11 protein-coding genes are annotated in these 12,128 nt (G+C 55.8%); 7 read left to right on the forward strand and 4 right to left on the reverse strand.

Annotation, left to right across the window (positions count from 1 at the left end):
• The 3 genes from recA to alaS all read left to right on the forward strand — a co-directional run.
• Positions 1 to 784, forward strand: a 784-nt coding sequence (gene recA, locus WBM93_RS03785; RefSeq protein ID WP_424428354.1) for a recombinase RecA, incomplete at its 5' end; no start/stop codon positions are given.
• Positions 785 to 1,110: 326 nt separating this feature from the next.
• Positions 1,111 to 1,734, forward strand: coding sequence for a glutathione S-transferase family protein (locus tag WBM93_RS03790; RefSeq protein ID WP_424428357.1), 624 nt, complete (start codon positions 1,111 to 1,113; stop codon positions 1,732 to 1,734).
• Positions 1,735 to 1,866: 132 nt separating this feature from the next.
• Complete coding sequence (gene alaS / locus WBM93_RS03795) at positions 1,867 to 4,515, forward strand: alanine--tRNA ligase (RefSeq protein ID WP_424428360.1); 2,649 nt, start codon at positions 1,867 to 1,869, stop codon at positions 4,513 to 4,515.
• Here the strand turns inward: alaS and WBM93_RS03800 are convergent.
• Positions 4,493 to 6,322, reverse strand: a complete 1,830-nt coding sequence (locus tag WBM93_RS03800; RefSeq protein WP_424428363.1) for a cation:proton antiporter — start codon at positions 6,320 to 6,322, stop codon at positions 4,493 to 4,495. The two genes, alaS and WBM93_RS03800, sit on opposite strands and share 23 nt — an antisense overlap.
• Positions 6,323 to 6,382: 60 nt before the next feature.
• Here WBM93_RS03800 and WBM93_RS03805 point away from each other — a divergent pair, with 60 nt between their 5' ends.
• Positions 6,383 to 7,609 carry an FAD-dependent oxidoreductase gene (locus tag WBM93_RS03805; protein ID WP_424428365.1) on the forward strand — a complete coding sequence of 409 codons (1,227 nt, stop codon included), beginning with the start codon at positions 6,383 to 6,385 and terminating at the stop codon, positions 7,607 to 7,609.
• Here WBM93_RS03805 and WBM93_RS03810 read toward each other — a convergent pair whose 3' ends face one another.
• Complete coding sequence (locus WBM93_RS03810) at positions 7,610 to 8,830, reverse strand: NADP-dependent isocitrate dehydrogenase (protein ID WP_424428368.1); 1,221 nt, start codon at positions 8,828 to 8,830, stop codon at positions 7,610 to 7,612.
• A 177-nt stretch (positions 8,831 to 9,007) separates the two neighbouring features.
• On the opposite strand from WBM93_RS03810, the gene WBM93_RS03815 reads away from it, so the two are divergent.
• Together WBM93_RS03815 and WBM93_RS03820 are read left to right on the forward strand one after the other, a co-directional pair.
• Positions 9,008 to 9,742 carry a phosphatidylserine decarboxylase gene (locus WBM93_RS03815; protein WP_424428371.1) on the forward strand — a complete coding sequence of 245 codons (735 nt, stop codon included), beginning with the start codon at positions 9,008 to 9,010 and terminating at the stop codon, positions 9,740 to 9,742.
• A 37-nt stretch (positions 9,743 to 9,779) separates the two neighbouring features.
• Positions 9,780 to 10,574 carry a CDP-alcohol phosphatidyltransferase family protein gene (locus WBM93_RS03820; protein WP_424428374.1) on the forward strand — a complete coding sequence of 265 codons (795 nt, stop codon included), beginning with the start codon at positions 9,780 to 9,782 and terminating at the stop codon, positions 10,572 to 10,574.
• Here the strand turns inward: WBM93_RS03820 and WBM93_RS03825 are convergent.
• Positions 10,522 to 10,764 carry a hypothetical protein gene (locus WBM93_RS03825; RefSeq protein WP_424428377.1) on the reverse strand — a complete coding sequence of 81 codons (243 nt, stop codon included), beginning with the start codon at positions 10,762 to 10,764 and terminating at the stop codon, positions 10,522 to 10,524. The two genes, WBM93_RS03820 and WBM93_RS03825, sit on opposite strands and share 53 nt — an antisense overlap.
• Positions 10,765 to 10,973: 209 nt before the next feature.
• Between WBM93_RS03825 and WBM93_RS03830 the strand changes: the two genes are divergently transcribed.
• The gene (locus WBM93_RS03830; RefSeq protein WP_424428380.1) at positions 10,974 to 11,756 is read left to right on the forward strand and encodes a DUF2189 domain-containing protein; all 783 of its coding nucleotides are present in this window, start codon (positions 10,974 to 10,976) and stop codon (positions 11,754 to 11,756) included.
• Between the two features lie 21 nt (positions 11,757 to 11,777).
• Here the strand turns inward: WBM93_RS03830 and WBM93_RS03835 are convergent, their stop codons facing one another.
• The gene (locus WBM93_RS03835; RefSeq protein ID WP_424428383.1) at positions 11,778 to 11,957 is read right to left on the reverse strand and encodes a hypothetical protein; all 180 of its coding nucleotides are present in this window, start codon (positions 11,955 to 11,957) and stop codon (positions 11,778 to 11,780) included.
• Between the last annotated feature and the right edge of the window lie 171 nt (positions 11,958 to 12,128).

Here is a 12,128-nt window from a genome sequence, read left to right on the forward strand (position 1 = left end):
GGCTGCCTTTGTTGACGCGGAACATGCGCTCGACCCGGTCTATGCCAAAGCGCTGGGCGTCAATACCGACGAGTTGATCATCTCCCAGCCCGATACCGGTGAGCAAGCGCTGGAGATCACCGATACACTTGTTCGGTCCAATGCGATCGACATATTGGTTGTCGATTCGGTTGCCGCTCTGGTTCCGCGCGCTGAGATTGAAGGCGAAATGGGCGATACCCATGTCGGCTTGCAAGCCCGTTTGATGAGTCAGGCGCTGCGCAAGCTGACCGGTTCGATCAGCCGCTCCAAATGCATGGTGATTTTCATCAACCAGATCCGCATGAAAATCGGTGTGATGTACGGCAATCCGGAAACCACCTCTGGCGGCAATGCGCTGAAATTCTATGCTTCGGTCCGGCTCGACATCCGGCGCACTGGCCAGATCAAGGAACGCGACGATATCGTCGGCAATACCACCCGGGTCAAAGTGGTCAAGAACAAGGTCGCACCGCCGTTCAAACAGGTCGAATTCGATATCATGTACGGCCAGGGCATTTCCAAGGTCGGCGAGATTATTGATCTGGGCGTGAAAGCCGGTGTGGTCGAAAAATCGGGCGCCTGGTTCTCTTATGACTCGGTTCGTATCGGACAGGGACGTGAAAATTCGAAACGCTTTCTTCTGGAAAATCCGGAGATGATGGCCAAGCTGGAAAATCAGATTCGCGGCAAACAGGAAGAAGTGGCCGAGGAAATGATGACGGGGCCGATTGGCAAGGCCGATGACGGTGATGATGCTGAATAGGTGATCGGACCATCATGGCGGTGACCCGCTTTGATGGCCGCACCTCCCGGTCGGAGACCGCCTCCGCTGACCCGCCTTGCGCTGAGACGGAGAAACGGAGAAACCAGAATATTACAAGATTTGCCGGATCACTCTCCCCCGAGGCGATCCCTGGCATAGGGTCGTCCTTCTGTCCCCCGACTGCAAGGACGGCCCATTTTTTTTTGGCATTCTCCATCAATAGCGGACGGCCAAAATGTTGGAAAAGATTGACATTTGGCTGCTTACAACGCTTCGTTGGCCCCAACTTTGACAAACTTTGAGCTTTCCGGAAGGCCAATATAGCAATGACCATCACCCTCCATCATCTCGAAAACAGCCGTTCGCAGCGGATAATCTGGTTGCTGGAGGAGCTCGGTCTGGATTATCAAATCAAGCGCTATGAACGCGACCCCAAAACCAGCAAGGCGCCAGACAGTCTGAAAGCTATCCATCCCCTCGGCAAGTCGCCGATGATCGAGGATGATGGTGACGTGATTATCGAGACTGCGGTGATCGTGGAATATCTGGTCGACAAGGCCGGCGGCAAACTTGGTGCACCCAATGATAAAAGAGGTGCGCGGCTGTACACACAATATCTTCACTTTGCCGAGGCCTCGCTGATGCCGCCGTTATATGCGTCCCTGGTGGTCGGCCGCCTGGGCTTGCTTGGATTGCCTGCACGCGGTGCAGTGCAGCGGATGGTGACGGAACCGTTGGCATGGCTGGAAACCGAACTCGAATCCCGTGATTATTTTGCTGGTGACACCCTCACTGCGGCAGATATCATGATGAGCTTTCCAATCGAGGCAGCCGGCACCCGTTTGGGGCTGGAGGAGTTTCCCAACCTCAAGGCCTATTTGGACCGGATCCATTCGCGGCCTCAATATCAAACCGCGCTTGAAAAGGGCGGTCCCTATGCATTCGCTTGATAGTATTTTGCTAGAACCCCGCTTTTGCGGGTAGATCCGCAGACGGGGCAACCCGTCTTACCTGCTGGCGGGATTAGGTTTTGATCCATTCTCGGGATTGTCAACGGCAGATCGCTCGCCTAAGTCGAATTCATGCAAACCACCAATGATATCAGACGGTCTTTTCTGGACTATTTCGCTGCTCAGGGTCACGAGATTGTCCCCTCTTCGCCGCTCATTCCCTATAATGATCCGACGCTGATGTTCATCAATGCGGGGATGGTCCCGTTCAAGAATATCTTCACTGGTGCGGAGAAAAGCCCTTATTCCACGGCTACTTCCAGTCAGAAATGCGTTCGCGCCGGCGGGAAGCATAATGATCTCGACAATGTCGGCTATACCGCGCGGCATCATACGTTTTTCGAAATGCTCGGCAATTTCTCCTTTGGCGACTATTTCAAGGAACAGGCCATCCATCATGCATGGGACCTGATTACAAAGGTCTGGGGCATTTCTCCGGACCGGCTAACCGTCACTGTTTATCATACCGACGACGAAGCCTTTGACCTGTGGAAGAAAATTGCCGGCCTGCCGGACGAGCGGATCATTCGCATAGCCACCGATGACAATTTTTGGTCGATGGGCGATACCGGACCTTGCGGCCCGTGCAGCGAGATATTTTACGATCATGGCGACCATATCGCCGGCGGTCCTCCGGGCAGTCCCGATGAAGACGGCGATCGCTTTGTCGAGATCTGGAATCTGGTGTTCATGCAATATGACCAGCGCGGCGAAGGCGATCGCGTGGATCTGCCCAAACCGTCTATCGATACCGGCATGGGGCTGGAGCGTGTTGCCGCCGTCATGCAGGGCGTGCACGACAATTACGAAATCGATCTTTTCAAGGCGCTGATTGCTGAATCCGGTTCGCTGACCGGCACAGCCACCACCGGTGACGGTCAGGCCAGCCACCGGGTGATTGCAGACCATCTGCGCGCATCATCCTTTCTCGTTGCCGACGGCGTTCTGCCGTCCAACGAGGGGCGCGGCTATGTGCTGCGCCGGATCATGCGCCGCGCCATGCGCCATGCCCATTTGCTGGGTTCGCAGGATCCGTTGATGCACCGGATGGTTGGCGCGTTGACCGGCGAAATGGGCAACGCCTTTCCCGAACTAATCCGGGCCAAGCCGCTGATCGAAGAAACCCTTCTGAGGGAAGAAACCAATTTCCGGCAGACCTTGGCCAACGGCCTGAAACTACTCGACGCGGAAATTGCCGGAATGGGCGAGGGCGATATTCTCCCCGGCGCAACCGCGTTCAAACTTTATGACACATTCGGTTTTCCATACGATCTCACCGAAGACGCGCTTCGTGCCCAATCGCTGGGTGTTGATCGCGATGGCTTTGACAAGGCGATGGCGGAGCAAAAAGCCGCTGCCCGTGCCGCGTGGAAAGGATCTGGCGATCAGGCCTCTGATGCTGTCTGGTTCGATATTGCCGAGCGGGAAGGCAGTACCGAGTTCACCGGCTATACGTCAGAGGAAGGCGAGGGTCTCGTGGTTGCGCTGGTCAAGGATGGCGCAGAGATCGAAGCCGCGCATAGCGGCGACGTCATCACTCTGCTGACCAACCAGACGCCTTTTTACGGGGAAAGCGGCGGACAGATGGGCGACGCTGGTCAAGTCTCCGGCGCGGACGGATTCGCGGCCAGCGTAACCGATACCAGAAAGCCGCTGGGACGCCTGCATGCCCATCAGATTGAAATCAAATCGGGTTCGGTGTCGGTCGGGGACATGGTCCACCTAAAAGTGGATAATGACCGGCGCACCGCGCTCCGGGCCAATCACAGCGCCACCCATTTGCTGCACAAGGCGTTGCGGCACCATCTCGGCGACCATGTGACCCAGAAGGGTAGTCTGGTTGCTGCCGATCGCCTGCGTTTCGATTTCTCGCATCTGTCGGCTCTGACTGAATCCCAGATAAAAGCCGTGGAAGCTGACGTGAACGCGCAGATTCGCGGCAATAGTCAGGTTACCACACGCCTGATGAGCCCTGATGAAGCCGTCGAGGCTGGAGCGCTTGCGCTGTTCGGCGAAAAATATGGCGATGAAGTCCGCGTGCTTTCGATGGGTCTGGAAGCTGGTCTGGATTATTCGGTAGAGCTATGCGGCGGGACGCATGTCCAAGCGTTGGGCGATATCGGTCTGATGGTCATCGTCTCGGAATCCGCAGTGGCCAGTGGTGTCAGAAGAATCGAAGCGCTGACCGGTGAAGCGGCGCGCCTGTGGTTTGCTGACCGTGATGCCAAGCTCAAGTCGATTGCCGCGACGCTCAAGGCCTCTCCGGAAGAAGCCGCTGATCGCGTCGCCATATTGGTCGAAGAACGCAAGAAGCTCGACCGGGAATTGACCGAGGCGAAAACCGCGCTGGCACTGGCCGGCGACGGCGGTGGCGCGCAAGCAACGGAGACCGAAACCATTGGTGAAGTCGCGTTTAGCGGCAAGGTTATTCAGGGGCTGAATCCCAAGGAATTGCGCGGTCTGGTTGACCAGGCTAAAAAGCAGCTGACCAGCGGCGTGAGCGCGATGGTGGCGGTCAACGACGGCCGTGCAACTGTTGCGGTTGGTGTGACCGATGACTTGACCGAGCGGTTGAGCGCTGTCGATCTGGTTCAGGCTGGTGTAGCTGCGGTTGGCGGGAAGGGCGGTGGCGGTCGTCCGGACATGGCACAGGGCGGTGGTCCCGATGGCGCCAAAGCCGATGATGCCATTGCCGCTATCAGGACTGTTCTTGCGGGCTGAGGCCGTCCGGTACCAAGTCGTCGGCCGTGGCCTGCCCGGTCAAAGTGGACATGGATTTTAGCTTGGGTTCCTGCTCCAGATCACCGTCTTCCTGAATCTGCTTCCGGTAGATATCGCGCAGTTCATGGATAGAGGCGATGACCGGGCCCATCGCAACGCCATTCTCGACAAGCACGGCTTCCGATAATTGCAACGATCCTTCGAGCGCTTCGGGCACCGCATTGGTAGCGCCGGCCTGATAGAGTTCAGCGGCATGTTCGATATCCCGCGCTCTGGCAATGATCGGTAGGTCCGGCACCCAGGCGCGGACCTTTTTGACGATCTGTACCGACAAAACCGGCTCGTCCATCGTCAGCACCAGAGCCTTTGCATGGCCGAGCCGCAAACGGTCGAGCATTTCGTTTCGAGACACATTGCCGAACATGATCGGATAGCCCTCGCGGCGCGCTTTGGCGACGGTGTCAATGTTGGTGTCCACCGCGAGATATTTCTGATTATGGGTCGTCAAAAGATCGGCGATCAGCTTGCCGACCCGGCCAAAGCCGATGATGATCGTCTGCTGGGCTTCCACCGGCAATTCGTCGGGAGCCGCGCCACCACCGCTGCGCATTTCCATACGTCGCGCGATGTCATGGCCGAACCGGGCGAGAAGCGGCGTGATCGTCAGGCCTATAGCGGTCACAATCTGCCAGAATGCCGCTGTCTGTGGCTGGATCAACTGCGCTTGCGTTGCCGCAGCCAGTACAATCAATGTGGTTTCGGAGGGACTGGCCATCAATACTCCGGCTTCGGTCGCGGTACCGGCACGGGCGCCGGCAAAGCGAAGAAGGCCACCGGTGACGATCGCCTTCACCATAACCACGCCGACAACGGCGGTGATCAGGCTTGCCCAGTTTTCAAGCACAACCCGGATGTCGACCTGCATGCCGACGGTGATCAGAAACACACCCAGAGCCAGGCCCTTGAACGGCTGTGTGATGACTTCGACTTCACCATGATATTCGGTTTCTGCGATAAGCAGGCCGGCGAGAAGGGCACCGACAATTGGTGACAATCCGGTCGCGGCTGTCGCCAGGCTGGCCAGGATGATGACCAGCAGGCTTACCGCGAGAAACAGTTCGGGACTCTTGGTCCGCGCGGCTTGCGCAAAAATTCGCGGCAGGAGCAGCCGCCCGAGAACGAGCATGCCTATAATGACCGCACCGCCTAGCAAAAGCGTTCGCCACAGATCACCCCATCCGCCATCCGCCGTTATTGCAGGCGAGATAGCGCCGAGAAGGAAAATGATCGGAACAATGGCGACATCTTCGAACAGAAGCATGGCCAGAGCTGCCCTGCCGACTGGGCTTTTGGTACCGGACATGGGCAGCACCAGAGCGGTCGATGAAAGCGCCAATGCCAGGCCCAATCCTAGAGCGCCGGCAGAATTCTGGCCGAGAAGATATAGAACAGATCCGATTATCAAGCCCGAAGCCAGCAGTTCCGCGGCACCGACACCGAAGACCAGGCGGCGTAGCGACCAGAGCCGCTTGAATGACAATTCCAGCCCGATCGAGAAGAGCAGCAATATGATCCCCATTTCGGCGAACGGCTCTATTGCCTCGCGATCACTGATCGTGACAAATTGCAGCCATGAATATTGGCCCTGCAGCGAGCCAAGCCCGGACGGGCCGAGCAATATGCCGACCAGGATGAACCCGATAATCGGCGTGATGCGAAAACGGGCAAAAGCAGGAATGATGATTCCTGCGGCTCCCAGGATTACGATGGCGTCAATGAAGACCGGATTGTCGAGAGGACTGTGCATGGGGCGACTCTATACGCGAACGATGCTATTTGTCAGCAGCTTACGTGACGGAGAATGCGAATGATCGATATTGATCGCGACATTGTGATCGTGGGTGGCGGTCCTGCGGGGATGATGGCGGGATTGTTGTTCGCTCGTGCTGGATTGAAAGTGGCTGTGCTGGAAAAACATGCTGATTTTCTTCGGGATTTTCGCGGGGATACGGTTCATCCATCGACGCTGGAGCTCTTTCATCAACTGGGAATGCTGGATGACTTGCTGCAATTGCCGCATAGCAAATTGGAACAGGCATCCATCCACATCGCGGGGCGCCAGATGAAAGCGGTGGATTTTCGCTATTTGCCGGTAGCTGCCCCCTATGTCGCGATGATGCCGCAATGGGATTTGCTCAATTTCATCGCGACCAAGGCAAAACATTATCCCGGTTTTGATTTGCGGATGAAAACCGAAGCGGTCGATCTATTATATGGCAAGGCTGAGCGTGTATGCGGTGTCGAGACCCGCGACGGACAGAAGCTGGTCGCCAAGCTGGTCATTGCCGCCGACGGCAGAAGATCGGTGTTGCGCGGCAAAGCGAAGTTGCCGCTGCGGAACATAGGCGCGCCGATGGATGTTTTCTGGTTTCGCGTTGACAAGCCGAAGGGAAAGGGCGGTGACGTTTTTGGAGCCGTGCAAGCGGGCCGGTTCATGGTGTTGATTGATCGTCAGGATTATTATCAATGCGCCTATGTCTTCAACAAGGGGCAGGCAGGCGAAGTGAAAGCCGCCGGGCTGGAGGCGTTTCGCGCCGGCTTGCGCTCGCTGGTTCCCGATCTGGGCGCGGCGTTTGATCAGATAACCAGCTGGGATCAGGTGAAGATACTGGAAGTAGCGCTCGACCGACTGGAGCGCTGGCATCGCCCGGGTTTGCTGGCGATTGGCGATGCGGCTCATGCGATGTCGCCGATTGGCGGTGTCGGTATCAATATGGCAGTGCAGGACGCGGTGACGGCGGCCAATATATTGGCCGGTCCGATGGCGGCGGGAGAAAATCCCGATTCGCTGTTGCGGCAAGTCTATGCCCGCAGGATAAAGCCGGTGCGGCGGATGCAGGCCGTGCAGAAACTGGCGCAGGACAGGGTGATCGCTCCGCTATTGCGGCGCACGAAGCCGATCGAAAAGCCGTTATTGCCTTTGAGGATATTAAACCGGGTACCGTTGTTACGGCGCATTCCCGGTCGGGTCATCGGACTGGGGTTCGGGCGAGAGACTATTCAATCGCCCGAAGCACCCATCATTCCGGAATGACTATTTCCAGTTTTCCATTTCTTTTTCGAGATTGGAACGAACCGCTTCGAAAAACTGTTCGGTCGTCATCCACGACTGGTCTGGGCCGATAAGGATCGCGAGGTCCTTGGTCATGTCACCATTTTCAACGGTCTGGATACAGACGCGCTCCAAGGTTTCGGCGAAGCGCGTGACATCTGGTGTATTGTCAAATTTGCCGCGATAGATCAGGCCGCGGGTCCAGGCAAAGATCGATGCGATCGGGTTGGTTGATGTCGCCTTGCCCTGCTGATGCTGGCGATAATGGCGGGTAACCGTACCATGCGCTGCTTCCGCTTCGACACAGTCGCCGGTCGGTGTCATCAATACCGACGTCATCAGGCCGAGTGAACCAAAGCCCTGCGCGACTGTGTCCGACTGGACGTCGCCATCATAGTTTTTGCAGGCCCAGACGAACTTGCCGCTCCACTTCATCGCCGAAGCGACCATGTCATCGATCAGACGATGTTCGTAAGTGATACCGGCCTTGTCAAACTTGTCCTTGAACTCGGCTTCGAAAATTTCTTCGAACAGATCCTTGAAGCGCCCGTCATAGGCTTTCATGATCGTGTTCTTGGTCGACAGATAGACCGGCCATTCGCGGTTGAGGCCATAGTTCATCGATGCGCGAGCAAAGTCGCGAATCGAGTCGTCGAGATTATACATCGCCATGGCAACGCCGGGGGAGGGGAACTGAAATACTTCCTCGTCGATTTTGTCGCCATTGTCGCCTTCCCAGATCAGCCGCAGCTTGCCCGGCCCCGGAACCTTGAAGTCGGTTGCACGATATTGGTCACCGAAAGCATGACGGCCGACAACGATCGGATCGGTCCAGCCCGGAACAAGACGGGGCACATTGTCGATGACAATCGGTTCCCGGAACACAACGCCACCCAATATGTTGCGGATCGTGCCGTTCGGCGATTTCCACATCCGTTTCAGACCAAATTCCTCGACCCGATCTTCGTCCGGCGTGATCGTCGCGCATTTGACGCCGACGCCGTGTTTCTTGATCGCATTGGCCGCATCGACCGTGATCTTGTCATTGGTGTCGTCGCGGACTTCGATTGAAAGATCATAATAATGCAGATCAATGTCGAGATAGGGCTCAATCAACCGCTCGCGAATCCATTGCCAGATGATCCGCGTCATTTCGTCACCGTCAATTTCGACGACCGGATTTTTGACCTTGATTTTCGACATATCGCTTGGACTTTCCTGAAACGGGAGAAAAAGGAAGAATGATGTTGCCAGCCTCTTAGCAAAGATTGTCATTTGTTCAACCTAGAGTTGCTGCGGTTGAGTGAAACCGGATTGACAAATTTCCGATAAATCAACGGGAGTGTTGTCAGATTAATGGGCCGTCTCTAAGTAGCACCCATGGCAATTGAGAAATATTCAAACAAAGGGCTGGGAGAAGCCAAGTGGTCTTTCCCGCCGGTCCACCCCGAAGGCCGCAAATTTGCAGTCATCGCCGGACTCATAACCGCTTTTTTCGCTATCATGGCATGGGAAACCCTGGCCTGGCCGATGGCGGCCGTTACCGCGTGGGTATTGGCGTTTTTCCGCGATCCGAAGCGGGTTACACCGCTTGACGAAAAATACATCATTGCTCCAGCCGATGGTCTGGTGAACCTGATCATGCCGGTGAAACCACCGGTGGAATTGCAGGGTGAAGGTGGGCTGGGTGATGAAGAGCTTGTCCGCGTCTCGATTTTCATGAGTGTCTTCGATGTTCACATCAACCGCACCCCAATCGAAGGAACGGTAAAGAGGCAGGCCTATATTTCCGGCAAGTTTCTGAATGCCGATCTTGATAAGGCGAGCGAGGAAAACGAGCGGCAGCATTTTCTGGTTGAACGCACTGACGGACTCAAGGTTGGATTTACACAGATTGCAGGCCTTGTGGCCCGGCGGATCATGGCCTTTGTCAAGGAAGGCGATTTTGTCGCTGTCGGACAGCGAATCGGTCTGATTCGTTTCGGCAGCCGTGTCGATGTCTATTTGCCCAAGGGGACAGAGCCAAATGTCGTGTTGGGGCAACGGACCATTGCCGGAGAAACCGTGATCGCAATAATCGGTCAGATGAAAGAGATTGAAGGCGTCGGCCAATGATCATCGGTCTGGCCGATGATCGATCGCAGCAAAATTGATGGCTGAAAAGGGCTCCATGAAAAGACCCGAGAGAGGCATACCTTTGCGAGCCTTTGTTCCGAATGCGGTGACCGCGTTGGCACTTTGCGTGGGTTTGAGCAGTGTCCGTTTCGCCTATATGGACAATTGGGTGTTGGCCGCCGCAGCGATTGTTCTCGCCGGGATATTGGATGGCCTCGATGGCCGAATTGCCCGACTCTTGAATGCGCAGAGCCGCTTTGGGGCGGAACTCGACTCATTGTCCGATGTCATTGCTTTCGGTGTGTCGCCTGCGCTGGTGATGTTCTTCTGGTCCACTCAGTACATGCCACAATTTGGATGGGTGTTGGCGCTCACTATGGCAGTCGGTTGTGCGCTCAGGCTGGCACGCTTCAATGCGTTGATCGATGATGAGGACCAACCGCACAAGTCAGCCGGTTTTCTGACCGGCATTCCGGCCCCGGTGGGTGCCGGTCTGGCGATGTTGCCGCTATATTTGTGGATGATAACCGATCTGCCAATTTTCCGCCATTATGCGGTGGTGGCACCCTGGATTGTGCTGATCGCTTTTCTGATGATATCCAACACGGCAACTTTCAGTTGGTCTTCGCTGCGTTTACGCAAGAACATCCGGCTCGAGGGGATTGCCGTGATCGCGCTGCTCGGCGTCGCCTTGATCAACGCTCCCTGGATCATGCTCACTGCAATCAGTATCGCCTATCTGACGTTGATTCCGTTCAGTGTGAGAAGTTACGCAAAAGTCAGGCGGCAACGCGCAGCGGAGCGGACTGCAACGAACGATGCTGGTTCATAAGCTGCGACACTTTGACTGTCCGGTGGCGATATGCCGTTGGTCGTGACACTGCTGCAGACTGGTCGGCTTTCAACTCGCTTTGAATGACGCTGACGATCTTGCCCCGATATTGAACGAACATCATCGCGATGACCGTGGCGGAGCCGAAAAAGGCGAGCGCAAAAAGAGTAGAGATTGCAAAACTTAGCATGTCAAAATTCCATTCGTTCTATCAATGAACTCATAATGTTCCATATATGTTCTCATTGTCAAGCGCTATTCGTAACATAATGAAGATACGCGGCCGAATCCGAAAGGTTGCGTGTTGGCAGTATTGCAACCGGCCGAGGCTTGGTAAGACTTGATGTAGCGCATGAATTGATGCACTCTTTGCTGATGTTTCCGCAGGGAGGGGACACCATGAGTAAGGACAAGCAAGATCAGGTTGCGCCGGTGGTGGTTGCAAGCGATCTCAAGGTTAGTGACCTTCGCGCTGCGCTTGCAGCAGGTTGGGGTGATTATAAGGCGTTTCCTGCATTCGGGCTGTTTTTCGCCGCTATCTATGTAATCGCGGGGATGTTTATCTATTTTGCACTTTTCGTCCGCGGCGAGATCGCCTGGTTAGTCCCGGCTGCGGCGGGATTTCCACTTCTGGCGCCTTTTGTCGCCGTCGGGCTTTATGAAGTTAGCCGCCGCCGTGAGTCTGCCATTCCGATGAGTTGGCGAGCCATTCTAGGTGCTTTGCGCGGGCGCGGCGACGAACAGATATTGAGCATGGGCGTTATTCTGTTTGTCGGATTCGGTTTCTGGATCATGGTCGCACACGGTATTTTTGCGATTTTCCTGGCGGAATCCGGCATAGGATCCGAGTCTATCGAGTTGTTCCGTACCGGCGCGGGGTTGATGATGTTGCTGGTTGGCGGTATCGCCGGAGCGCTGATGGCGCTGGCATTTTATGCGATCACGGTCGTCAGCCTGCCGATGCTGGTAGATCGCGAGGTTGATTTTATAACCGCAATCATTGCGAGCCTGGCGACGGTGCGATCGAACAAGTTCGTCTTGCTGATCTGGGCTGCCGTGATCGCGATTGCCCTGTTTGTTGCCATGCTCCCGCTTTTCCTGGGGCTCCTCGTCGTGCTTCCGGTGCTCGGGCACGCAACATGGCACTTATATCGTCGATCGGTAGGCAAGGCACACACATAGACCGTCAAATCATAGAGCGGTTTACGCCGTGTCGGCCTCATCCAAGGCACTGATCGCTTCTGCAACCCGAATAGCAACAATTTCGGTGTTCGGAAGAGTCTCTATTTTGATCAGCATGATCCCCAGCTGTTGTGCGATTTGCGATCGCATAACTGCTTCCGTCGCAACGTTATCAGTTTCAGGAATCTTTTCCCTTGTCATTTTATGTTTCCACTCCGTTTGCAGGCCAGCAGGATAAGAATAGAGTAATTCTCGGCAACAGATAGCCTCTTGGGCTTTCCCGGCTGCGCAGTCGCGCCGAGAACTAGAGCGGACGACGACTGACGGCTAAAGCTGAAAACACTGTTCTTTGTTACACGCGATTCCAACGGC

It is taken from the genome of Parasphingorhabdus sp., from assembly GCF_049667325.1.
GTDB lineage: Bacteria > Pseudomonadota > Alphaproteobacteria > Sphingomonadales > Sphingomonadaceae > Parasphingorhabdus.